The organism is Candidatus Zixiibacteriota bacterium (assembly GCA_040752595.1).
Taxonomy (GTDB): domain Bacteria; phylum Zixibacteria; class MSB-5A5; order WJJR01; family WJJR01; genus JACQFV01.
This window is the reverse complement of sequence record JBFMGX010000028.1, coordinates 19,010-43,040: the sequence shown is the minus strand read 5'-3', so window position 1 is coordinate 43,040 and position 24,031 is coordinate 19,010. Positions and strand designations below refer to the sequence as shown.

23 protein-coding genes are annotated in these 24,031 nt (G+C 62.1%); 4 read left to right on the top strand and 19 right to left on the bottom strand.

The window, feature by feature from the left end; genetic code table 11:
• Positions 1-40: 40 nt before the first annotated feature.
• The 6 genes from AB1792_07775 to AB1792_07750 are packed head-to-tail and all read right to left on the bottom strand — an operon-like array spanning position 41 to position 5,816.
• The gene (locus AB1792_07775; GenBank protein ID MEW5702109.1) at positions 41-1,279 is read right to left on the bottom strand and encodes a glycosyltransferase; all 1,239 of its coding nucleotides are present in this window, start codon (positions 1,277-1,279) and stop codon (positions 41-43) included.
• Entirely contained in the window at positions 1,279-1,959 is a 681-nt protein-coding gene (locus AB1792_07770) for a DUF5752 family protein (protein MEW5702108.1), read from the bottom strand. Before AB1792_07770 ends, AB1792_07775 begins: the two co-directional genes overlap by 1 nt.
• Complete coding sequence (gene otsB, locus AB1792_07765; GenBank protein ID MEW5702107.1) at positions 1,956-2,711, bottom strand: trehalose-phosphatase; 756 nt, start codon at positions 2,709-2,711, stop codon at positions 1,956-1,958. Before otsB ends, AB1792_07770 begins: the two co-directional genes overlap by 4 nt.
• On the bottom strand, positions 2,708-4,192 hold the full coding sequence (locus AB1792_07760) for a trehalose-6-phosphate synthase (GenBank protein ID MEW5702106.1): 1,485 nt from the start codon (positions 4,190-4,192) through the stop codon (positions 2,708-2,710). Before AB1792_07760 ends, otsB begins: the two co-directional genes overlap by 4 nt.
• Positions 4,189-5,286: a mechanosensitive ion channel family protein gene (locus tag AB1792_07755; GenBank protein MEW5702105.1), complete on the bottom strand. Its 1,098-nt coding sequence runs from the start codon at positions 5,284-5,286 to the stop codon at positions 4,189-4,191. Before AB1792_07755 ends, AB1792_07760 begins: the two co-directional genes overlap by 4 nt.
• 23 nt (positions 5,287-5,309) lie before the next feature.
• Complete coding sequence (locus AB1792_07750; GenBank protein MEW5702104.1) at positions 5,310-5,816, bottom strand: MarR family transcriptional regulator; 507 nt, start codon at positions 5,814-5,816, stop codon at positions 5,310-5,312.
• 388 nt (positions 5,817-6,204) lie between these two features.
• Between AB1792_07750 and AB1792_07745 the strand changes: the two genes are divergently transcribed.
• Both AB1792_07745 and AB1792_07740 read left to right on the top strand, forming a co-directional pair.
• Positions 6,205-6,408 carry a hypothetical protein gene (locus AB1792_07745; GenBank protein ID MEW5702103.1) on the top strand — a complete coding sequence of 68 codons (204 nt, stop codon included), beginning with the start codon at positions 6,205-6,207 and terminating at the stop codon, positions 6,406-6,408.
• A 190-nt stretch (positions 6,409-6,598) separates the two neighbouring features.
• Positions 6,599-7,237, top strand: coding sequence for a VCBS repeat-containing protein (locus AB1792_07740; GenBank protein ID MEW5702102.1), 639 nt, complete (start codon positions 6,599-6,601; stop codon positions 7,235-7,237).
• 232 nt (positions 7,238-7,469) lie between these two features.
• Here the strand turns inward: AB1792_07740 and AB1792_07735 are convergent, their stop codons facing one another.
• From AB1792_07735 to AB1792_07720, 4 genes are all read right to left on the bottom strand, one after another.
• Entirely contained in the window at positions 7,470-8,009 is a 540-nt protein-coding gene (locus AB1792_07735; protein MEW5702101.1) for a peptide deformylase, read from the bottom strand.
• A gap of 499 nt (positions 8,010-8,508) precedes the next feature.
• Positions 8,509-8,664, bottom strand: a complete 156-nt coding sequence (locus tag AB1792_07730; GenBank protein ID MEW5702100.1) for a hypothetical protein — start codon at positions 8,662-8,664, stop codon at positions 8,509-8,511.
• A 149-nt stretch (positions 8,665-8,813) separates the two neighbouring features.
• Positions 8,814-9,572 (bottom strand): hypothetical protein, encoded by a 759-nt coding sequence (locus AB1792_07725; GenBank protein MEW5702099.1) that lies wholly within the window; start codon positions 9,570-9,572, stop codon positions 8,814-8,816.
• The gene (locus AB1792_07720; protein MEW5702098.1) at positions 9,563-10,777 is read right to left on the bottom strand and encodes a VCBS repeat-containing protein; all 1,215 of its coding nucleotides are present in this window, start codon (positions 10,775-10,777) and stop codon (positions 9,563-9,565) included. The genes AB1792_07725 and AB1792_07720 overlap by 10 nt, the downstream gene beginning before the upstream one ends.
• A gap of 780 nt (positions 10,778-11,557) precedes the next feature.
• On the opposite strand from AB1792_07720, the gene AB1792_07715 reads away from it, so the two are divergent.
• Positions 11,558-12,340, top strand: coding sequence for a YkgJ family cysteine cluster protein (locus AB1792_07715; GenBank protein MEW5702097.1), 783 nt, complete (start codon positions 11,558-11,560; stop codon positions 12,338-12,340).
• A 184-nt stretch (positions 12,341-12,524) separates the two neighbouring features.
• Here AB1792_07715 and AB1792_07710 read toward each other — a convergent pair whose 3' ends face one another.
• Positions 12,525-12,806 (bottom strand): hypothetical protein, encoded by a 282-nt coding sequence (locus AB1792_07710; GenBank protein ID MEW5702096.1) that lies wholly within the window; start codon positions 12,804-12,806, stop codon positions 12,525-12,527.
• Positions 12,807-13,085: 279 nt separating this feature from the next.
• On the opposite strand from AB1792_07710, the gene AB1792_07705 reads away from it, so the two are divergent.
• Positions 13,086-15,707: a protein kinase gene (locus tag AB1792_07705; GenBank protein MEW5702095.1), complete on the top strand. Its 2,622-nt coding sequence runs from the start codon at positions 13,086-13,088 to the stop codon at positions 15,705-15,707.
• 429 nt (positions 15,708-16,136) lie between these two features.
• Here AB1792_07705 and aroF read toward each other — a convergent pair whose 3' ends face one another.
• From aroF to AB1792_07665, 8 genes are read right to left on the bottom strand one after another with little or no spacing between them, the layout of a single operon-like run.
• Complete coding sequence (gene aroF / locus AB1792_07700; protein ID MEW5702094.1) at positions 16,137-17,153, bottom strand: 3-deoxy-7-phosphoheptulonate synthase; 1,017 nt, start codon at positions 17,151-17,153, stop codon at positions 16,137-16,139.
• Positions 17,154-17,199: 46 nt separating this feature from the next.
• On the bottom strand, positions 17,200-18,027 hold the full coding sequence (gene trpA, locus AB1792_07695; GenBank protein MEW5702093.1) for a tryptophan synthase subunit alpha: 828 nt from the start codon (positions 18,025-18,027) through the stop codon (positions 17,200-17,202).
• A gap of 17 nt (positions 18,028-18,044) precedes the next feature.
• Positions 18,045-19,277, bottom strand: coding sequence for a tryptophan synthase subunit beta (gene trpB, locus AB1792_07690; protein ID MEW5702092.1), 1,233 nt, complete (start codon positions 19,275-19,277; stop codon positions 18,045-18,047).
• A 23-nt stretch (positions 19,278-19,300) separates the two neighbouring features.
• Entirely contained in the window at positions 19,301-19,945 is a 645-nt protein-coding gene (locus AB1792_07685) for a phosphoribosylanthranilate isomerase (GenBank protein MEW5702091.1), read from the bottom strand.
• Between the two features lie 2 nt (positions 19,946-19,947).
• Positions 19,948-20,787 (bottom strand): indole-3-glycerol phosphate synthase TrpC, encoded by an 840-nt coding sequence (locus tag AB1792_07680; GenBank protein MEW5702090.1) that lies wholly within the window; start codon positions 20,785-20,787, stop codon positions 19,948-19,950.
• A complete protein-coding gene (trpD, locus tag AB1792_07675) occupies positions 20,784-21,821 on the bottom strand; it encodes an anthranilate phosphoribosyltransferase (protein ID MEW5702089.1) in 1,038 nt (345 codons plus the stop codon). Before trpD ends, AB1792_07680 begins: the two co-directional genes overlap by 4 nt.
• A gap of 51 nt (positions 21,822-21,872) precedes the next feature.
• Positions 21,873-22,439, bottom strand: coding sequence for an aminodeoxychorismate/anthranilate synthase component II (locus AB1792_07670; protein MEW5702088.1), 567 nt, complete (start codon positions 22,437-22,439; stop codon positions 21,873-21,875).
• The gene (locus AB1792_07665) at positions 22,436-23,920 is read right to left on the bottom strand and encodes a chorismate-binding protein (GenBank protein ID MEW5702087.1); all 1,485 of its coding nucleotides are present in this window, start codon (positions 23,918-23,920) and stop codon (positions 22,436-22,438) included. Before AB1792_07665 ends, AB1792_07670 begins: the two co-directional genes overlap by 4 nt.
• Between the last annotated feature and the right edge of the window lie 111 nt (positions 23,921-24,031).

Here is a 24,031-nt window from a genome sequence, read left to right as displayed (position 1 = left end):
GCCTTGGGATCACGATTACGTGCTCCGCCCGTCGCAGCCGTCAGACGTAGAGAATGCGCTGCCCATCACCTCGCTTGAGGGCCAACAGCAGCGTGAGATACTCGCGCAGGTGACGCGTCAGAAGGAAGTTGCTGCCCACGAACTCGCGTCCGGTACGCCCCATCTGGGACATCATGTCCCGATGATGCAATAGGTAGCGGATCCGATGGGCCGCGCCTTCCGGCGTGGACACGAGGAAGCCGGTGTGGTAGTTGATGACCTGCAGGCGGATGCCGCCGGTGTCGCCGCCGATCACTGGTTTGCCCTTCCAAAGGGCCTCGGTGACCGTGAGGCCGAACCCTTCGCGCGTGGACTTCTGGAGGATGATGTCGGCGGCGCGCTGTATTGCATTGACCTGACGATCGGCACCGCTGGGGAGTTTCAACACATGGATGTCGGCATCGTTCTTGGCCTCTTCCATCACTTCTTCCAGGACGACATCGCCCTCCGGGTCATCGTCCGCGCCGCCACCGGCAAGGACCAACTGCACCGGGTACGTATGCTTCACGAGTTGATAGGCCCTGATGACACCGAGTGGATCCTTGAATCGGTCGAACCGGGAAATCTGCACAAGCAGCGGGCGGTCGGGGTCGAGCCCGTGTGCCGTTCTCATGGCAGCGACTTCGGACTGGGCCAGCTCGTGGTTCTTCTCGCTCAGCGGATCGATGCTGGGAGCCACGATCACTTGCCGATGCGGCAGAGACCGGGCGAAGTCCACGATGGAGCAGATGCTGGCATCGTACCCGGCGACGACGGAACGGAAGAACTTCCAGTTCTCATGGTTGGGGTTGCTGAGATCGATGTGCGCCCGCCAGATCCACTTCCCGATGCGGTCGCGCGTGAAGTGGAGCAGAGCGGCGGGCTGGGGATCATGGATGATCACGAAGTCCGCATCGCGGAGCACGTCCCGCAGCCGGGCGGCGTTTTCCTCGTTCACTTCCAGGTACAGTTTCCAGTCTTTCTTGCTGATCACTCCGGGTTGGCCCTGAAAGCTGTTATGGATCATCTTGGTAATCTCAAAGTAACGCTGGGGCCCGGTCACGACCTCCCAGCGCGCATCGAGGCCGAGTTCGCGCATGAACGGGACCATCCAGCCGAGAATCTCGGCCACCCCGCCTCCGGTCTGTGTGGAGTTGACATGGACGACGCGCGCCCCGGAGAGACGCTCTCCCAACTGCGATAGCTGGCGAATCGTGGCGCCGCCGGCGATCTCCGTGTAGTCTTGAAGCGTTCTGTCCATCATGTGTCCGGCAATCCCAGCAGTGAATCGGCCAGCGCCCGCCGCATCGTGGGCAGACTGTGGAAGTGAACGTCGATGCCTTGAATCGCCTGCAAATGGCGCGCCCAGTCCCCCGGGTATTCCCGCAGCCACGCGGAAAAATCGTCCATCTGGCGCGGCGGTCGGCGACGGGCTTCCAGGAAGTGAAAGTAGATGCTCCCGTCGCTCATGCGGGCGATGCTCCGGGGCAGGTCGTGTGGCCGCCGCACGCGTTCGCCCGTATCGAACACAACAATGGTGGCTTCAGTGAAGCGGAATTCATATCCCGGACGGGCGGTCGGTGCCCAGGGTGAGACCTCGGCCAGCCGCTCCTCGATGATCTCGTGGACGTGGGCCCGCAGCTCCGTCAGCGAAGCAAAACTGTAGGGATCGATGATTCCCAGTTGTTCGGCCAACACCGGATCGCCCAATCCCTGTTTGGCCCAGACGGCGAAATCGTTCCGATAGTCCGGATCATCAAACGTCGGTCGCAGCAGCGTCTCGCAGAAGTGGTGGTACAGGGTGTCGTCGCTGCAGGATGCGATTCGATCACTCAGATCCCTCATGTTGTAGGCCGGCGGAAGACCGCTCATGCGCAGAAGCAGAGTGCAGTCCATGACGGCAAAGGGCGGTGCAGTTGCGCTGTTGGCACGCTCCCTCATCTCACACTCGCCTTCTCCAGCAGCACCGATCGAATCGCCGCGGCCAACGAGGGCGGATCGGGCACGCGCGTGGCGCCGCTGACTTGGATCGAATCCCCGACGATGAAGCCCATCCCCCCCTGCGACAGGGTCCACCGAATGGCGGTGGCGTCATTCTCATCATCACCGGCGTAGACAATCCTGGCGCCGGCCGAGGTCCCGCGCGTGGCTCGGATCAGCCGTTGCAGCCCCGTGCTCTTGTCCATTCCGAGCAGGGCCTGTACTTCGACGACCCGCGGACCGCGGTGCATCTTGATTCCTGGTGTCGTAGCAACCCTCTCCAGTATGGCGAAGATCTCCTCGTGTGCGGACGGGTCCACGTGCCGGAAGTGAATCGCCAGCGACCACTTCTTGTCTTCGATCTCCAATCCGGGGACGCGCTGCAATGGCTTCAAGGCGCGAGCCAGGCGATTACGGGACTGCTCCAGTCTCTCTCCCATCGCCGCCGGCGGCGACAGAACTGTCCCGTCGGGCATCCGCCATTCGAGCCCGCTGGACCCTCCCAAGATAATTCTCGGCAACGGCACACGCCGCCTCAAGTCCTCCAGTGAGCGGCTCGATATGATCGCGACCGTGTTGGTGTCATCGGCAGTCAGTTCCACGAGCAGCTCACGGCAGTCGGGATGAAGGACCGCGGCCTCGCGGTCCGCCACGATCTCCGATAACGTGCCGTCGAAGTCGAAGACCCAGATCGCAACCGGAGAGCGTGTCACGGCGACCATCCTCTCTGAATCCGTTTCAGTTCATAGAAGATGCGCTCGCCCCACGCGTAGATGTCATGATCTCTGACGGCTTCCCGCATTTTTTCCATTCTCGTCACGGCCTCTTCTCTGTTCATTTGCAGCGCCTGCTGCATGGAGTCTGCGAGTTCATCGATGTCGTAGGGGTTGATCAACAGGGCGCTGTCGAGTTCCCGCGCCGCGCCGGTGAAGCGAGACAGCATCAACACGCCCCGGTTGTCCCAGCGGGACGACACGAACTCCTTGGCCACCAGGTTCATCCCGTCGTGGAGCGAAGTGACCGCCAGCACATCCGCCATGTGGTAGGCGGCGAGGACGGTGTCGTAGTCGTGGTGCGCGCGCAGGAGGTGGACGGGCAGCCAATCATCGCGCTGATGTCGATTGTTGATTTCCTCAACCAGCGCGACGACCTGTTCGTTGAGCTTCTGATAGGCGCCGACTTGCGTGCGACTGGGCGCGGCAAACTGCAGGAAGCTCGTTGTTCCGCGCAGCTTGGGAGAGCGCCGCAGCAGGAGCTCGAACGCCTGCAAGCGTTCGAGGATCCCCTTGGTGTAGTCGATGCGGTCCATGCCGACGAAGTAAGCGACGCGCCCTGTCTCCAGATCGTGATTCGACTGCAACTCACTGAGACGGCGCAGCGTCGCCGCCGACTGCGCATCCTCGTGAATCTGATCCAGGTCGACGCTGATCGGAAAGGGCCTCACAACCGTCGATCGGCCGCCGCGGACCACACTGAAGTTCTCATAGTCCACTTTCGCCTCGATGCCGCGATCGACGGTGTCGAGGAAATTGTTGCAGTGATACTGGATGTGGAAGCCCAGAAGATCACTGCCGAGCAGCCCGTCCAGCAGCTCCTCGCCCCAGGGGAACACCCGAAAGGCCTCCCGATTGGGCCAGGGAATGTGCCAGAACAGCATGATCGTCAGATCCGGTCGCTGCATCCGCAGCAGGCGAGGCAGGAGCGCCAGGTGGAAATCCTGGATGAGAACGATGGCCTTCTCGTCGCCGACTTCCTCGAGCACCGCGTCGCAGAACTTCTGATTCACGGCGCCGTAGGTGTCCCAGTCGAGTCGGGCGAACTGCGGACGGGTGAACGTGATGTGGCACATCGGCCAAATGGCACTGTTGGCGATTCCATAGTAGTATCCGACTTCCTCCTCCTGAGACAGCCAGACGCGTCTCAGCGTGTACTGCGGATTGGACCTCGGAATGCCGACGCGGTCATGGGCATCCACAACCTGCCGGTCGGCAGTGCCGGACCCATGAGCCACCCATTTCCCCCGCACCGCGCGGATGATCGGCTCGAGAGCGGTCACCATGCCGCTGGCGGGGCGAAGAGTCCGTATCCCGCTGTCCGAGTAATCATGAATGACGGGCTCACGGTTGGAAACGACGACGATCCGGCAATCACCGGCGACCTCCGAGACAAAACGAGCCAGCCGGGATTCCCTCACCGTTCCTCCGCGCTCTTAGTCTCGTCGTTCGTGCGCCCCATGCGGACCTCATGGGCCGGTTCGAAGCCCATTTGAACCGATCCGCTCTTTTCCTGGTCAAAGTTGAGAGCACGGATCGGGAAGGGAATGACAATTCCCTCCCGGTTATACCGATGATGGAGACGCTTGATGAACTCGTGCATGATCAAGTATCGGGACACGAAATCCCGTCCCCGCAGAATGACGGTGAAGTCCACGCTGGATTCGCCGAACGCGTTGTACCGTATGAACGGCTCGAATTCGGGCACTCCCCCCGGGACCTGCTGCATGACTTCACGCGCCACGTCGCAAGTCACGTCCTCCACGTGGCCAAGGTCACTGCCGTAGTGCACTCCAACGGGCACCAGCACGGCCAGATCCTTGGAGGGCAATTCATAGTTGGTGACCACGCTTTGCCCCAGTCGGCTGTTGGGAACAAGAACGACGTTGTTGGGCAGCATCCGCACCCGAGTGGTCCGCCAGCCGATATCTTCGATTGTCCCCTCTTCTCCCGATTCCAGTCGGACAAAATCCCCCACCCGGATGTTCTTGGCCATCGTGATGTGAATGCCTGCGAAGACATTGGCCAGCGTTTCCTGAAGCCCGAGGGCCACAGCAAGCCCGCCAACACCCAAGGTGGTCACAATCGGAGTGATGGAGATCCCCATAGTACCCAGAAGTACGATTGTACCTGTGACCAGAATCGCGAACCGGATGACATTCTGCACCACGCCGGCAACCGGCAGTGCATCGCCGTCCCTTCCTGTGGACGCAAGCGCGAGCAAACCGGAGGCGAAGTTGGCGAGCCAGAATGTCGCCGACACCACGAAGATGATGAGAATGGCCTTGTCACTCAGATGAGCCCACTCCGCCGGCACGCCCGCGACTTTGATAGCGGCGAATATGCCGAGCAGGATCGACCATCCGACGATCGGGCGGCGAAGAGAATCGATAAGAAGATCATCGGCCTTCGATTCTGTCCGTGACGCCCATCTGCCGATCCTGTTCCTCAGGAGTCTGCGGAGGAGAATGCCGGCTGGCCACGAGGCGACCACGATCGCCGCAGCAAGGCCCATACGCCACGGTTCGAAAACGAACGTCAAACTCGTTTCCCCTTCCTCTGAGCGACGGTGTTCTGGAGATCATCTGCCAGGGATTGCAGTACCTGCTTTGCCGCCTCAATCTTCCACGGCGGGAGCTTTGCCAACGTGCGACGCACGCTATCCTCTACGGTTCCACGACGGGGTGGGGAGAACGCGCCCCCCCGGGCAGTCAGCCTCAACTGTGCGCTGCGGCCGTCGGTCGGATCTGGAATCCGCGACAGAAGGCGGCGGTGCTCCAAGCGCTTCAGGATGCCCGTCAACGTGCTTGGGTCAAGATGCAGCAGGACCGACAGATCGCCCGGCTTCGAAGCGGGGAAGCGTTCGAGCATGCGAAGCACCAGTCGCTGCGGTCCCGTCACTCCCAGGCAGTTCCTCATGTCCTTGGAGAGCGAACGGAGCCCGTGATCCACGGCCCATAGCGTGCGCATGAAGTCCAGCACTTCGTCGAGATGCGGACCATCAGAAATCACGGTGGATGCGGGATTGCGTCGTTTTGGGATCATGGGGCTGTGCTCGTTTCGAAACACGTCCGGTGCAATCAATCAAGACCGGACATGTGAACTTCTGCTGCCGTGTCGCGGCGCCATTATCCCTTATACGCAGACATCGGGCGATAGTTTGATCTCAAACGACATAATTTGAGCTCAAACCAGTTCTATAGCTCCGCGTCGCAATTCGTGGCCGGACGTCAGGTTGCGAGATTCCTGTCGGCACGTCAGCCGGGCCGACCGGGTAGTCACGTCGATCGCGAATTCATCGATCCCGCTGCCGGTTCTGCACCGACGGGCGGAGCCGTGCCGTGCCTCACCGGATCGTCCGACGATTTATCAGCACCTCGGTAATGCCTGTCAGGGTGTGTGCCCACGCCACGGCGATCCGAAGTGCGACAGTGTGGCGAATGTCCAGGACGTGGTGGAGACGGTGAACGTGGCCTTCCGCAGCAGCGCACCCGTGTTTGATCCGAATTGTCCGCGTGAGCAGATAGACGTCAACTGCGATGGCGTCACGACGGTCCAGGACGTTGTCAAGGCCGTGAACGTGGCATTCCGTGGTGCCAACAAGGCGACGGAATTCTGCGACCCCTGCGCGCCGTAGGCCGGCGCGCATATGCGGGAATGCCTGTCCTTCTGTCATTTCCTCGTGGGCTTCAGGAGGACAGGCATTCTGGTCTGTTCGGCCCACGACTTATGCTTGACGCAGAACGCCTTGGGCTATCTTATCACTGTTGGTGCCGCCTGTCACGAACTGACATTACTTCTCACGAACGCCACAACTGGAGGTGATCATGCGTAAGTCCAAGGCAGTACCGTTGGCAGCAGCGGTCATTGTGACTGTCGTCGCATGTGCGATCTCGTCGGCGCCCGCCCAGGCACAGGATTTCTGTCTTGAGACGGCGGTGAATTACGCGGCCGGGGATGCCCCCTACTCGGTCTTTGCCGTCGATCTGGACGGCGATGGCGATGCCGACCTGGCGGTGGCCAATGGCAACAGCAACAACGTCTCGGTGTTGAAAAACAACGGGGATGGGACGTTCGTGACGACGGCGGTGAACTTCCCGGCCGGGGATGAACCCACTTCGGTGATCGCCGCCGATTTCGACGGGGATGGCGCATGGGACTTGGCCGTGGCCAACAACAACGGCGACAACATCTCCGTGCTGATCAACTGCGCGCCGCCACCGTGCCAGTGTCCCTGCCACGGTGATCCGCAGTGCGATGGCGTGCCGAATGTGCAAGACGTCGTGAAGACGGTCGATGTCGCCTTCCGTGGCGCGGCGCCGATCTTTGATCCACTCTGTCCGCGTGAGCAGACCGACGTGAATTGCGACGGCGTGTCCACGGTGCAGGACGTGGTCAAAATGGTGAACGTCGCCTTCCGAGGAGCGAGCAAGGCAACCGAGTACTGCGATCCCTGCGCGCCGTGAGGTGACACGACAGCAAAGGGACCAAGTCTCGTGGGTCGCAGCCCTGCGCACCTCGCATCGGGCGTCGAATCTCGATCCACTCCCTTCGCCATTCGTGGTGACTGATCGCCGCCCTTGTTCTCGACAGGGGATGCCGACGGGACCATGTCGCAGCGCGCGGATCAGGCGCTTGGGCGGAGTGTGGCAAAGGCCGTGTGATCAGGCGGCCCTCACGGAGAGTGTGGCTGGGGCATCATCTCGTTGGCCCACCATCTGCCAAGAACGCCCGCTGGCTTCGGTAGGCGAGAGATCGCCGGTCAATGGCACGGTCAATGGCAAGAATACCATCCAAGTGGTCGCATTCATGTTGGAGCAGTTCGGACAAGGCATCGGTGACCGTGAGCGAGTGCTCTTTCCATTCCAGGTCACGGAAGATGATCCGACAACGCCGGTGCCGTTCAACCTTGACTAACAGATCAGGAAACGACATGCAGTCATCCCAGAGTTCGAACCGCTCCTCGCTGAGATTCTCGAGGCGCGGGTTGACGAACACGACCGGGGAATCGATGCACATATAGACCAGTCTCTTCCTGACGCCGATCTGGGGAGCGGCTATCGCGCGTCCCGCACCCCATCGCTGTCGGAAGTCCATCAGTGTGTCGTGCAAGTCCTGCACGACAGGCCGAAGGGAATCGGCTTCCTCCCGGGTGACGGGTTCGGACGGCAAATACAGCTTCGGGTTGCCGAGCAGAAGAATGTCCCGCGCTGCCAACGACAGCACCTCCGGCGTCAATATGTGTGAGTCTCCTCATCTTGCCAACAGCTCATCACCCGGCGGGCGCTGTGGCATTGGCAGATGACAACGACAGTGATCCCTGCAACGTCATCAGACGACACTCTGAGGCCGGCACTGTCTCTCATCTGACCGCCTCATCCTGTGCGCGGGATTGTACTTTTGGGGCACTCGAGCATCCCGACGATATGGGTGTCTTCGCCGCCAAGATGACGATTTTCATCTTGTCTTTCCCCGATCGGCGACAAGACGATCACCGAGGGATCGATCCTGACGTTCGCGCTGGACGGCAGCGATCCGGATGATCGTCCGCAGCATTTCTACACCTGCCCGCTCCCCCGGAACACGGCCTTCGTCTCAGCGACGCGAGCGTTCTGGTGGATGCCGGACTTTGACCAAGCGGGTGAATATCTCTGCATCAACTTCGACCTCTGCGATTCCATGCCAGTATCAAGGCCTACGTCTGCGGCTCTCTGGGAACGGACTGCACACTGAACTTTCAGATCGAATCGGACTTGCCGGCCGCACCGGGCGTGCCGGTCGGGCCGCGCATGGTGCCCGGATCGTACAGCAATCCTGGAATCCTGGCACCGCTGGGATGCCCGTGATCGCAGCGGGCCAGAGGAGCGAAGTGCAGTGAGCTGCGTTCGGTCACTCGTTCAGAGGGTGCTGGGAATCGGCATGTGACGATGCCCGCGATTCACGTACGGGTGAGCGGTACTGTCCTGCGATAGGCTGTCATTTGGACGCGGGGCATCCGACCGTCAGGATGCCCCGCGTGCCGTGCTCACTGTCCGTTGATCGCTATGGTAGAGGCGGACAACTCGTCGGGTAGGGATCGCAGAGGCAAGGATCGCAGATCCGCGTCGCCGGATCATACCCCCGAAACGCCACGTCCACCATGCGAACAACGTCGATGACTGTGGATACTCCGTCGCAACTCAGGTCGGTGCGCTCGGCCGGGTTGCCTTTCCAGCAGGAGAGATCAAAGGTCGGCGTACCGCCGCGGAAGGCGACGTCGACGGTGGCAACCACGTCCTGAACATTGGGGATGGAGTCGCAGTGGGGATCCGCCCAGCATGGGCAATGGCAGGCAATCGTGATCACGCCCTTGGTGAACGCCGGCAAGAGACAATCGTACGTGCCGCAAATCCCATAGGCCAGGTGGTTGGCCGGTCTGACACAGCAGGTGTCGATCTCAAATTCGCCGCTGGCGGCGGTGACGTCGAAGGTGAGCAGGAGCGAGGGTGATCCGCTCCCCGGCACACCGTCTGAGCCGGCAGCGAGACAGGGCTCGGTGGAGTTCACTCCCGACCACATGATGGCGCTCGGGCTGGCAAAGAACGTGCCGGAAGCGGAGCCGGGGAGTCTGTACATCTGCGAGACGGGCCCGCTACATTCATTGGCGACCTCAGGATCGGGGAAGAATTGCCTGGCGACATGCTGCGCCACGCCGCTGGCTGCCAGGCGATTGATGGCCTGGTAGTCAAAGGAATTGGCGATGAACGCGCCTCCCGTGACCGAGCGAATTTCCAGCGGCAGGACCAGTCCCGTCAGCGCCACCCGCGGAAGCCGACCTCACAGGCGACGATCACATCCACGATGTTCAACAAGCCGTCACAGATCGGGTCGGCGTGACATGGGCAGGGACACGCGCAACTCAGCAGGATGGAGACATTGTCCTCAAAGAAGTTGGCGACGGCCAGGTCCAAATCATACTCGCCATCCAAGTCGGCGGCGAAGACTGAAGCAGCGACGTTTCCGGTTCCGTAGCTACTCGCCGCGGCAAACGTGCCATCTCCGTTGTTCCTGAGTACGGAAACGTCGTCGCCGAGACTATCGGCCACTGCCAGATCGGTATCGAGATCTCCGTCCAAATCGGCGGCAAAGACCGAACGCGGACCGTCTCCGGCCCCGTAGCCGACCGCCGCGACAAAGGTCCCGTCCCCATTGTTCTCCAACACCGAGACATCGTCGGTGCCGTAGTTGGCCACGACCAAGTCGGCATCGAGATCCCCGTCGACGTCGGCGGCGAAGACCGAGGACGGGAAACTGCCAACTCCGTAGGAAGTTGCTGCAGAGAAGGTCCCATCCCCGTTGTTCTTCAGCACGGACACGTCGTATCCGCTCTCATTCGCCACCGCCAAATCGGCGTCGTCGTCCCCGTCCAAGTCGGCCGCGAAGATAGAAATGGGTCCTTCCCCAGCCCCGTAGGTCACGGGGGGAGAGAAAGTCCCGTTGCCGCCGTTTATCAGCACAGAGATCAACAGGGAACCTATGTCGGCCACAGCCAAATCCGCGTCGTCATCTCCGTCCAAGTCGGCAGCAAACACGGAGTAAGGATTGTGGCCGGCGGAGTAGTTGACCGCTGCGGCGAAGGTCCCGTCGCCGTGGTTCTTCAGCACCGAGACACTGTCGGTCTGGCTTCTGGCCACTGCCAGATCAAGATCGAGATCCCCATCCAGGTCCGCGGCGAACACCGAGGTGGGACCGCCCCCAATTGCGTAGTCCTCCGCATCCGCGAAAGTGCCATCTCCGTTGTTCGCCAGCACAGAGACGGTGCCACTGTTGTCATTCGCGACTGCCAAGTCGGCATCTCCATCTCCGTCCAGATCGGCGGCAAAGACGGAGTGAGGACCATCTCCCGGGGCGTAGTTGACGGCCGGCAAATAACACAATCCCTGTCCGTGGGTCGTTGACGTGCTCAGGACAAGGCAACCGGCCAGCGACAAGCAGGCAGTCATGAGATTGAATCTCCTGCTTCGCATGAGACACCTCCTTGGCTTTGGACTGCGGCCTGTGGAGTACCAATCTCCGCGGCGCGTCGATCTGTGACGGCGGAGGGATGCGACTACGTGATTAAGAAATACAGCCACGCCGCCCCTGTCGAGCATTAAGCGGCGTCGAGCATATAGGTATAGTATTCTGAAATAGTATTGTTTTCTTCGTCCCGTCGGTGGTCAGACAGTCCGCTCTTCCTTTAGCAGGTTGCTGAAAAACCATCCGACACTGTCATTCTGAACCCCGCCGCTCTTCGGCGGGGTGAAGAATCTGCTGTTTCTTCATAGGGGAGGGGAAGCAGATGCTTCGCTTCGCTCAGCATGACAGACCCGTTTTCAAGGCTTCCTATGGTGTTTTTCAGCAGCCTGTTAGAGCTCGATCCCTGCCTGCCGGCAGGCACGGCGTCCGGAGGACGGATCGGGGAGCTCCTTCGCCCGCTCATTGTGTTAGCGGGATGCTGACAAAGGACCATCCATGTCATTCTGGGCCCCGCCGCTCTCTGGCGGGGCGAAGAATCTGCTTTCCTCTCATCGGAGAAACAGCAGATCCCTCGTCCGCCATGGGCGGACTCGGGATGACAAATGGGCGCGAGGGACCACTCCCATGTGTCTTCCAGCAACCTGCCATGCCGGGGTGTCAGATCAGGCGCTCCGGCGGGCGGTGCGTCGCGAGTGAAGCGCTTTCTCCGCGGTATGGATTTCGGTTGACGATGATCTCGCCGCGCGCTAATCGTAGCCGGGAATGCTGTGATCCGCAGCGGGGGAACCATGGGCGAGAGCACGAATCAGGCACCGGAATCACCGGGCGGGGCGGTGGCTGTGCGAGTCTCGATTTCGACGCCTGACGGCGAGATTAGGGGTACGGTTCACATCGACCCGGGGCCAATGTCGTTGGGGGATCTGGTTCCCCTGGCGCTCGAATTGACAGACATCACGGTCGCCTTGGCGAGTCGCCGTGAACAGAAAGCGGGGCGGGCGATCTCCTGCCGGGCCAAATGCGGGGCCTGTTGCCGGCAAATGGTCGCCCTTTCGGCCCCTGAGTGTTTCTATCTGATGGACCGGATTGAGACGTGGGCGGAAGCGAGTCGGCACGAAGTACTGTCGCGGTTTCAAACGGCTGAAAAGCGTCTGGTCGCTGCCCGTCTTGTGGAACTGTTTCTTTCCGACAATTACGATGATGAGCGGGCCCTCGAAGTCGCGCCGCACTACTTTGCTCTGGGGATTCCCTGTCCCTTTCTGGTCGACGAGTCCTGCGGCATCCATCCTCACCGTCCCACGGCCTGCCGGGAACACAACGTGACGTCGCCGGCGGCGTGGTGCGTCGATCCGATCAACAATCCGATCATGAAGGTGCCGATGCCGCAGCCGATCTCGGCGGCGCTGGCCAGGTTGGTCGCGGAATTGGCGAACGACGCGCCGCGTCTGATTCCCCTGACGTTGGCGCCCCGATGGGTGGAAAGACACGGTGCCTTGCGGCGGCAGACCTGGCCGGGGATGGAGTTGTTCACGCGTTTTCTGGCGCAGGTCAGCGCGTTACCCACCTCACGGTGATTTTCTGCGCCCCGGTTTCGCCACCCGGCTGTACCACAGGACCGGCGACCTGCACCTTCGGGCACCGGTAGATCACAGCGACGGAGATCGGCGCCAGAGCGTCAGCAACTCCACTCCGGCCCCGCGGCCGGGCGCCCTTGATGCCCGTGAGCGTTCCTGTCGCTCCTCGTTGTGAGATCCGGACCTATGAAGGCGACGTCATGGTCACGGCAAGGTAGAACGGCAGGGCCAGACAGCAGACCGTGGTCAACGTTCTGACCGCCGTCCAGTCTGCCACCTCATCGGAGGTCAGATACACGCGGGACAGGAACCGTCCCGAGTAGCGGTGGATGGCGACGAGGAGCAGCGTGAAGAGCGGTTGAAGAATCTTCCCCTCCAGCGCCAAGATCACCGACCCCGCCAAGCCGACGAATACCGGCGGAGCTTCGGAGACCATCGACCAGAGACCACGTTTCTGTACCGACATGGTGGCACCCTCCACAAGTAGAAGATCGGTCCCGGCGATCTTCCCTTGAGCGGGCCGTCCAACTCTCCTGGGTCCACAGGGATTGGACCGCCGGCAGATCACGACAACCGGGGTCTACGCGCGGTTGGCAATCAGGTGTTGCGGCGCGCAACACCAACGGTCTGACTCCGATGCTCAGCAGCGTCCTCCACACGGTCGCTGCGTTGAACTCCTGCCTTGTGGATTCTTGCGCTCCCCGCTAACTTAATCGTGCCGGGACTTCTTGATCAGGGCGATCCCATGATCGGCCAGACGATCTCCCATTACACGATCACCGCCAAGCTGGGCGAAGGCGGGATGGGGGAGGTGTATCTGGCCACTGACACCAACTTGGACCGCCAGGTTGCCATCAAGTTCCTGTCCGCCGGTCGATCCACTGATCCGGAAGCTCGGCAGCGGTTCATCCACGAGGCCAAAGCCCAGGCGATGCTGAGTCATCCCCACATCGCGACGTTTCTCGATGTCGGCGAGGCCGATGGGCGCGCCTTCCTCATCATGGAATATGTCGAGGGGCGATCCCTGCCGGAGTTGGCCCGCGACGAGAAGCTGACGTTATCGGAGATTCTGGATTTGGTGATCCAGGTCGCCGAGGGGTTGCAAGCCGCCCATGAACATGGCATTGTGCACCGTGACATCAAGCCGGAGAATGTCCTGGTGACGTCCAAGCGTCTGGTCAAGATCACGGACTTCGGGTTGGCGAGGTGGAAGGGGGCGACGACCCTCACCAAGAAGGGCACCCGGATGGGGACAGCGTATTACATGTCGCCGGAGCAGACCGAGGGGAGGCGGGTTGACCATCGCGGCGATATCTTCTCGCTGGGCGTGATCCTGTACGAGCTGGTGTGCCGGCAGCGACCGTTCGAGGGAGAGACGGAGACCGCCATCGCCTATGCCGTCGTCACAGAAACACCCGAGCCGTTGGCGCGATACAAGACAGGCGTTCCTGAGCAGTTGCAGTCGATCGTCTCCAAGTGTCTGGCCAAGGATCCCGCCCAGCGGTATCAGTCAGCAGCGGACTTGGTGACAGACCTGACCGCGCTCCGACGGACTTTGACCGGTGCCGGCCGCGTCACCAGCACGAGAATCGTCGCTGCGAGACGACCTTGGAAGTTGGCACTCGCGGTCGTTGTGGGTGTTGCTGTCGTTGCAGCGGCCGGAGCGCTGGTGACCCGTTATCTCCTGCCATCCGGGCGGAGCGTTCTTCCTGAGCGCAAGATGCTGGCGGTGTTGCCGTTCGAGAATCTGGGATCGTCGGACGACGAGTACTTCTCCGACGGCATCACCGACGAAATCACCGCGAAGTTGGCGGTGATCCGCGATCTCGGCGTGATCTCGCGCACCAGCACGATGCAGTACAAGAACACGACGAAGAAGCTGCGAGAGGTGGCCAGGGAATTGGGCGTCGACTACGTGTTGGAGGGAACGATCCGCTGGGACAAGAGCCGCGATACCAGCATGGTGCGGGTTGTTCCGCAATTGATCCGGGTCTCCGATGACACCCATCTCTGGGCGGAGACGTACCAGCGGCCGCTGACCGACATCTTTGCCCTCCAGGCGGACATTGCATCGCGGATCGCTGAGGCGATGGATGTGACGCTCGTTGGCTCGGAGCACGCCGCCTTGGAGGCGATGCCGACGCGGAATCTGGAGGCGTATCAGGCCTATCTGCGGGGGTCGGACCTCCTGTGGGGACCGGACCTCACGCGTGAAGACTGCCAGTTGGCGGTACAGATGTTCCAGCGGGCGGTCCAGCTTGATTCCACATTCGCCCTGGCGTATGCCAAGCTCGCCAATGTGCATACCAGAATATACCGCGTAGGGGGCGATGCCACTCCGGAACGTCTTGGCCTGGCCAAGGCCGCGGTTGACCGGGCGCTGGCTCTGCAGCCGCGTCTCCCTTGGGCGCATATCGCTTTGAGTTACTACTATTACTGGGGTCTTCGAGACTATGACGCCGCGCTGCGCGAGCTGTCGACGGCGGAAGTCGGCCTCCCCAATGATCCCGATATTCTCTCCGCCCGGGCCTTCATCTGGCGGCGGCAGGGGCAGTTGCGTGACGCGGTGCAACAGCTACAACGGGCGTTCGTTCTGAATCCGCGATCCGTTTGGTTGCCTCAGGACATTTCGTTGACGGAACGCTATCTGCGAGATTATGCACCAGCGATCAAGTCGATGGATCAGTCAATTGCCCTCGCACCGGATCAAGTCAGCGGATACGTGGCCAAATCTCAGATCTTCTGTTTCTGGCGCGGCGACACCAGCTCAGCTCGTGCAACGCTGGCATCCAGTCCCAACCAGGATGACGACTATACCCGCTTTGGATGGTTATGGCTGTACTGGTTGGGACGGGACTATCCTGCGGCATTGGGGCAGATGGCACGTTTGTCCTCGAGACCTCTACCTCTCGAGGACGAAGGCGTGATGCCGAAGACGCTGTTGCGGGCCATGGTCTACGACCTTATGAGCGAACCGGCGCGCGCCCGAGGGTGCTACGACTCTGCCCGTGTCATCTTGGAGGACGAACTCAAAGAGCGGCCTGATGATCACCGCGTACACGGAGCGTTGGGTCTTGCGTACGCCGGCCTGGATCGGAAGCAAGAGGCGATCCAAGAAGGCAAGTTGGGAACAGAGATTCTTCCCGTCTCCAGGGATGCGATGACCGGGCCTCTGAGAGTCGCGGATCTCGCTCAAATCTACATCATGGTCGGTGAGTACGATCAGGCCTTGGACCAGATCGAGTACCTGCTCTCGATTCCCTCATTGGTTTCTGTGTCGCTGCTCCGTCTCGATCCGCGCTACGATCCCCTGCGCGAACTGCCGCGTTTCCAGAGGCTGCTGGAACAACCGGACAAGGTCTTCTAATGACCGGCCAGACGATCTCTCTTGGAGCGTCCAACACAATGAGGAACACAAGGTACGTTGAGGCTTTGGTATGTTGAATGCTCCGGTGACAGCCCCTCACCCCTTCGACTTCGCTCAGGGCAAGCCTGTCCTCTCTCCAGAGAGGAGAGGGGAAATCTAACCTCTCCCTCCGGCTTGCCCTGAGCGAAGTCGAGGGGGAGAGGTCGATCCGCCGCAGGCGGATCGGGTGAGGGCATCTTTCCTTCATTCTGTTAGAAGCTCTTACACGATCGCTGTAGCGATTCAACCAAACCCTGACACGGTTGGGCTCCAAATCTTCATTGCCCCGGCAAATCGGTACGAGGGCCGGGTAGCGGCGATCTTGAAGCCACGGAGACGGAGCAAACCGATGACGACCTTGCAGCGGAGGACAGCGTACTGGTCCGTCTCTCATCCGAGTCGCCGTCCCACTACGGCCGTGATGGCGGCGACCCGCTGCATCAACTGGTCGAATTGCCCGAGATCGAGCGATTGCGGGCCATCGGACAGCGCCGCATCCGGGTTGGGATGGACTTCGATCATCAACCCATCAGCGCCGACCGCCGCCGCCGCGCACGAGAGCGGTGTCACCTTGTGACGGATCCCGGTCCCATGGCTGGGATCGACGATGATCGGCAGGTGACTGAGCCGTTGGACAAAAGGGACGGCGGAGAGATCCAGGGTGTTCCGCGCGTGATTGGCGAAGGTGCGCACGCCCCGTTCGCAGAGGACGACATCGGGGTTCCCCTCGCTGACGATGTACTCGGCCGCCATCAGAAGCTCGTCGAGCGTTGCCGCCATGCCGCGTTTCAACAACACGGGACGGCCGCACCTTCCGGCGGCGCGGAGGAGGGAGTAGTTTTGCATGTTGCGCGCCCCGATCTGAACCATGTCGGCGTAGTGGGCGACCAGATCGAGCGATTCCTGATCGACCGCTTCGGTCACGACCGGAAGTCCGTGACGATCGCGCACCTCGGCCAGCATCTTCAGCCCGGCCTCGCCCAACCCCTGAAAACTGTAGGGTGACGTGCGCGGCTTGAAGGCGCCGCCGCGCATGAGTTGGGCGCCGGCGGCCTTGATCCGAACCGCCACAGCCTCCAACTGCTCCGGCGATTCCACCGCGCACGGCCCGGCGATCACGGCAAACCGTCCGCCTCCGATCGCCGCCGGGCCGACACGTACGACGGAATCGTCCGGGCGAAACTCGCGGCTGACAAGTTTGTAGGGGGCGGTCACCGCGATCACCTGCAGCACGCCCGGCATGGCCTCGAATCGCGCCGCCTCCACCGGTCCCTTGTTGCCGGTGATTCCGATCGCGGTGCGTTGCGCCCCCGGCATCGGGTGGGGCACCAGGCCGAGGGCGCGGATCTCGGCACAGACCATTTCGACTTCAGAATTAGATGCGTGGACGTCCATCACTATGAGCATATAGTGTCTCCTTCATTTGCGGACACTGACACTTCTGTGCATCCGTTCACCCGCGCGCCGCACGGACAAGACGCGCCACCGCCTGTCCGACCGCCGCCGCGCGCGTTCGCGGAGGACCATCCTCCAACAATGGGACGAGGGCCGACCCGATCACGAAACCATCGGCCAGGCCGGCCAACGCGCGTACGTGATCCGGGGCGGCAATGCCGAAGCCGACGACCACCGGTTTGCGCGCGAGGTGTCGGACGCGGCGCAGGAATTCCCGGGTGGAATCGGCGATGCCCGAGCGAGCACCGGTCACGCCGGTCACCGCGACACAATAAGAGAAGTCAGTGGACACCCTGTCGATGTGGCGGAGACGCGGAGCGGCCGTGGTCGGCGCCATGAGAAAGACATTGGCCAGACCATGTTCTCGCGAGTGGCGAATCCATTCCCCGGCCTCCTCGGGCGGCCAATCGGGAATGATTGTGCCGTCGACACCGGCGGCCGCAGCGGCGGCCGCAAAGCGGGCCGGGCCAAAGCGCAGGATCGGGTTGAGATACCCCATGAGAAAGATCGGGATGGGCATGCGCGCGCGCAGTGATGCGGCCAAATCCAGAACGCGCGACAGGGTCGTGCCTCCACTCAACGCCATCTGCGAGGCACGTTGAATCGCAGGTCCATCGGCCAGCGGATCGGAGAACGGCATGCCGACCTCCAGTGCTTTCGCTCCGGCCTCGTGGGCCGCGATCGCCGTATCCAGGAACATGCGCCGCGTGGGAAACCCCGCGGTCAGGAATGGGATGACCGGCGGTTCATGGGCGAACAACCCCACGATGCGTGAGTTGACGATCCCAACTGAACCGGGGCGCCCCCTGGTTGTCTCGTCCGTCATTGAATGTCCAGCCGTCATCACTTCCCCAAACGAGCCGCCCCGAGCGCGGCCATCACCGTGCCGAGATCCTTGTCGCCGCGCCCGGAAAGACAGACTCCAATGACACGCTTTCCGCTTGGGTCGCGCGGAAGCTGGTACAGCGCTGCGATGGCATGCGCCGACTCCAGCGCCGGCAGGATTCCTTCGCATTCGGCCAATAGTGAGAACGCCGCCAGCGCCTCCTGGTCGGTGACCGCCAAATACTCAACCCGTCCCGTGTCACGCAGGAACGAATGCTCCGGCCCGACGCCGGGATAGTCGAGTCCCGCGGAGATTGAATGCGGCGTGATCACCTGGCCGTCATCATCCTGCAGGAGGTATCCCATCGAGCCATGCAATACGCCGACAGTTCCGGCGGACAATGTCGCTGCGTGCCTGCCGGAGCGTAGTCCGCACCCGCCCGCCTCGACACCGATCATGCGAACCCTGGCGTCGGAAAAGAAATCGGTGAAGAACCCGATGGCATTGGAGCCGCCGCCGACGCAAGCGACCAGCGTGTCCGGAGAGCGCCCCAGCAGTCTGCGGAACTGACCTCTGGCCTCACGGCCGATGACGCGCTGGAACTCGCGCACCATGTAGGGATAGGGATGCGGACCGACCACGGAGCCGAGCACATAGTACGTGTCGTTGACATTGGTCACCCAGTCACGGATCGCCTCGCTGGCCGCATCCTTGAGGGTTCCCGCCCCGGCCTCAACGGGGATGACCCGGGCGCCGAGCAACTGCATCCGTTCGACATTCGGCGCCTGCCGCTTCATATCGAGAGCACCCATGTACACGTCGCACGTCAGTCCGAAACGTGCCGCGACAGTTGCCGTGGCGACTCCGTGCTGCCCGGCACCGGTCTCGGCAGTGACCCGGCGCTTGCGCTGTCGCACGGCCAACAGGATCTGCCCAAGCACGTTGTTGATCTTGTGCGATCCGGTGTGCGTAAGATCCTCCCGTTTCAGGAAGATCTGTCCGCGACGCAGCCGCTGGGACAGCCGTGGTGCATGGGTGAGCGGCGTGGGACGTCCGGCATATTCCCGCAGCAGATGGGAGTATTCGTCACGGAAACGCCGGTCCCGCCACGCCGCGACAAAATCGGCAGTCAGACGCTCCAAGGCGGGAATCAACGTTTCCGGCACATACCGTCCGCCATACACGCCGAATCGCCCTCGTCGATCCGGCCGTTTCAGGTAGGCGGGTCCTTTGTCTCTCTGTCTGCCCATTTCGTCCCCTGCAACAGATACTCCTATTGTCCGGTTCGCCGCGCATCGGCCTGTCGAACGGCGTGCACAAGTGCCGCGATCCGTTCCGGGGACTTGATTCCCGGTGCGGTCTCCACGCCGCTGGAAACATCGATCGCATAGGGTCGAACCTGGGCAATGGCATCAGGCACATTGCCCGGATGGATTCCACCCGCCAACCAGACCCGCCCCCAGGAGCGCGCGCCCTCGATCAACGACCAGTCGAATGTCCGCCCGGTCCCGCCATGTAGTCCGGACCCCCCGTGGTCAAACAGGTAGTCGTCGATCGCATCGATCTGAAGCGACGGGTCCGCCGGTCGCGAGTCGACGGGGATAGCCCGGATCAGGCGGATCTCTTTCCCGAGTTCCGCCCATGGCCCGGGACGGATAACCCCGTGCAGTTGCGCGGCCGTGATGCCTGTCGAGCGGGCCACGGCAGCGATTTCATCGGGACCGGCATCAACGAATACGCCAACGGTTTCGAGGTCCGGCGAGACGGCGGCAACCAATTCGCTCGCGTGACGTTCTGTGACATAGCGCGGGCTGCCCGGCCAGAACACCAATCCCATCAGATCGCATCCCGAATCCCGGACCGCGATCGCATCCTGCATCCTGGTAATCCCGCAGATCTTGATGCGCGTGTGAGCCATGTCTACCCTTGTCTTCCCACACTGCACAACTCGCGCAGGCGCGCCGCAGGATCGGGCGATGTGATCAGGGATTCGCCGATCAGAAAGCCGCGGAACCCCACCTGCATCAGTGACTGAATCTGATCTGCGTTGCTGATTCCGCTCTCGGCGATGGCGACGGCGCCGGACGGGCACCGGTCGCAAAGCCGGGCCAGGCGCGCGATGTCGACCGAGAAATCGTCAAGGTCGCGGGCGTTGATGCCCACAAGGTGCGGGTCGCAGGCGGCGACCTTCTCCATGTCGTCGGTTCCGTGGACCTCGAACAGCACTTCCAATTGCGCCGCGCCAGCCGCATCGCGCAACTCGCGCAGTTGCATTGCCGTCAGAATTCGAGCAATCAGGAGGATGGCATCGGCTCCCAGCGCCGCCGATTCGGCCACTTGAATGGGCTCGACCATGAAGTCTTTCCGCAGAATGGGCAAATCGGTGTTTTGGCGGATCGCCGTGACCCAACCGTTCTCGCCGAGGAAGAACTCCGGTTCCGTCACAACGGAAAGAGCCGTAGCGCCACCGCAGGCGTACACCGCCGCCAGACCGAGAGGATCTAATGCCTGTTTCAGCAACAGACCCTTCGACGGGGACGCCTTCTTGATTTCGGCGATGATGGCCGGACACTGATTCCGGATCGCCGCGATCAATGAACGACGGGGAAATCGCTGTCCCTGCCGCAGCAGTTCCTCGACCGATGACGTCGAATGCAATGACTCCGCCCGACGCCGCGCCGCATCGACGATTGCATTCAGCACCCCGGTTGCCGGACCAACCAACGGTGGCTTTGATTCGGATGACAACCGTTCGCTCACGGCGTCGCCTCCCTGCCCGTACCATCCTCGCGCGAGGCAGCGACCGCTGATGTCAGCAACGTCGCCAACCGCCCCTCGCTCACGGCGGAGCGTGACTGCCTTATCCCTTCGGCAATGGAAGGCGCTGTCCCGGCTATATAGAGTGCGGCGCCGGCGTTCATGATGGCTGCGTCAGTGTGCGGTCCCGGCACGCCCCCGGCAATCGCCCGGATGATGCCCGCGTTTTCTGTGGCATCGCCGCCGGTTAGATCGTCGAGGGAACGCGTTCCCATGCCCCAGTCACTCGGGTGGATGGTGTATTCCCGCACCGACTGGCCGTCCCATTCGGCGACGCGATTGTCGCCACACGGCAGGAGTTCATCCGCATCGTGGGGGCCGCAGACCACAAGAGCGCGTTCGGCGCCCAGATGCGCAAGGACTTCCGCCATCTGGCGCAGACGCTTCGGATCATAGACCCCGACGACCTGACGCCGGACACCGGCGGGATTGCACAGGGGACCCAGGAGATTGAAGACAGTGCGCACGCCGATCTCTCGACGCGGCGCCAGCGCATGGCGCATCGCCGGATGGAATCGGGGCGCAAACAGAAAGGCGAATCGGCACGTGCCGAGCGCGTTTTGTACGACGGCCGGACCGGGATCGATTTCGAATCCCAATGCGGCGAGCACGTCGGCAGAGCCGGAGCGCGATGAAACGGCGCGATTCCCGTGCTTGGCCACGGGGACGCCACAAGCGGCCGCGATCAATCCGGCCACGGTGGACACATTGAACGTGCCCAGTCCATCCCCGCCCGTGCCGCACGTGTCGATCGCTCCGACGGGTACATCATTCAACACGACCATCGAGGAACGCATTGCATGCACGAAACCGACGATCTCCTCTGTCGTCTCTCCCTTCAGGCGCAACGCCACCAACCAGGCGGCGATCTGAGCCGGTGAGGCCTCACCGGACATAACCAATCCCATCGCGGTCTCGGCATCGGATTCGCAGAGGTCGCTTCCGGCCATCGCGACTTTGATAAACGGTCTCAGCATCGACTCATGCTCCGGGTGTTCTTAGTGGCAACAGCACGGCGACGCATGTGATCACAAGCGTCCTTCCAGAAAATTCCGCAGCAGCCGCTCTCCGTCAGGGGTCATGATCGATTCGGGGTGAAACTGCACACCGACAGTCGGGTGCTCGCGGTGACGCAGCGCCATGATCGTCCCGTCTTCCGTCTCGGCCGTGATCACAAGGCATGCGGGACAGGATGAGCGCTCGACGACCAGCGAATGATACCGAGTCGCAACCATGGGATTGCTCAGACCTGTGAATACGCCACGACGGTTATGGCGAATGAGCGATGCCTTGCCGTGCATCAAGCGACGGGCTGGCACGATGCGCCCGCCGAAGACCTCGCCGATCGCTTGGTGCCCCAGACAAACACCGAGGATCGGCAATGCTCCCGACAGTTCACGGATGATCTGGGGGGTTGCCCCCGCTTCGGTCGGACGACCGGGGCCGGGCGAGAGTACGATCATGTCGTGGCGTCTGAGAATGCCGGGAATGTCGATCGCGTCATTGCGACGCACATCAATGCGTGCCCCCAGGCCGCCGAACGCCTGGTAAAGGTTGTAGGTGAAGGAATCGTAGTTGTCCACCAGGAGGATCATCGCCGCTCCTTCGTATTCCAAACACCGCCCGCGGCGGCCAGTGGCGCCGCCGCCTTGCTGCATGTCTCGGCGAACTCACGGTCGGCATCGGAGTCGGCGACGATGCCGGCCCCGGCCTGCACGTAGGCGGCGTTCTTGTCCATGACCACCGTGCGAATGGCAATCGCCATGTCCATGTTCCCTCCCCAGTCGAAGTACCCCACGCAGCCGCCGTACACACCGCGGCGCGACGGTTCCAGGGCGTCGATGATCTCCATCGCGCGGATTTTGGGCGCACCCGTCAGCGTCCCGGCCGGAAAAGCCGCCGCCAGCGCATCGAATGCATCGATCCGCGGACGGATGCGGCCGCGCACCGTGGACACCATGTGCAGAACATGAGAGAATCGCTCGATGTCGCGGAAGGGCTCGGTCCTCACCGTCCCGAAACGGCAGACGCGTCCCAGGTCGTTGCGGCCGAGATCTACCAGCATCAGATGCTCAGCGTTTTCCTTGGGCGACTTTCGCAACTGCTCCTCGCGTCGCAAATCCTCGGCCAGGTTCGCTCCGCGCGGACGAGTTCCGGCAATCGGGCGGGTGGTCACGACGTTACCGTTCTTCTGAATCAGGGTCTCCGGCGAGGAACCGGCAATGGCGAGATCGTCGCAACGGAGGAAGAACATGTACGGCGAGGGATTGCTTTGACGCAGCCGGCGATAGACGGCGAATGCATCCCTTGGCGATGGAACCCGCCAGCGTTGGGAAAGCACGCCCTGGAAGATGTCGCCCCGGCGAATATGGCTCTTCATCGCGGCGACGGCCGCGGAGAATTCTTGTCGCGACATGTTCGAGCGGGCCACGCTCTCTGCCTGAGGAGGAAGTGGTGAGACAGTCAGCGGGCACCCAAGACACCGTACGAGTCTATCCAACCCTCGCCGGGATTGTTCGTAGGCGCGGACAGCGCCCGGACGACTTGAGTCCGCAGGCCGGACAGCCGCGATGGCGCGTGCGGTCTGGCAAACGTGATCGACGGCGACGATTCGATCATAGAGCCCCAGGTGGATCCATGGCTGTTGTAGGACATCGGGAGCGCGACTGGGAAGCCGTTCCCACAACCGGATGACGTCATAGGCGAAATATCCAACCCATCCGCCGGTCAGGCCGATGGCGGGCGCCACTCCCTTGGGGATGGATCTCGCAGGTAGACGCGACCGCAACAACGCGGGCAAATCGCCGGACGTGATGCGGTGTCGGCGGGAGCCGATGCGGTGCCAGCCGCCATCTTGGAAAAGCACGATTTCCTCGGTCGGGGCGCTGCCGACAAATGAGTACCGTCCCACCGACTGACCGCGGTCAACGCTCTCCAGCAGGAAGGCGGGACCGCGGCCGTCGGAATTCAGACGCATCAGAATCGCCGCCGGCGTGAGCACATCGGCCGGCACGTCCGCCGTAACAAAGGCGATCGGTGAATCGCGCAATTGCCGTTGGACGTCACGGAAGTCCATGGTCGGTCTCGCGTGCCATTCTGCCGCAACGCCGTCGCAGCAATGATGCTCCCTGCTCGCGCCCATTCGCACAGCCGATCTGTAACCCCTATCGGCCAAATCACCGGCTCA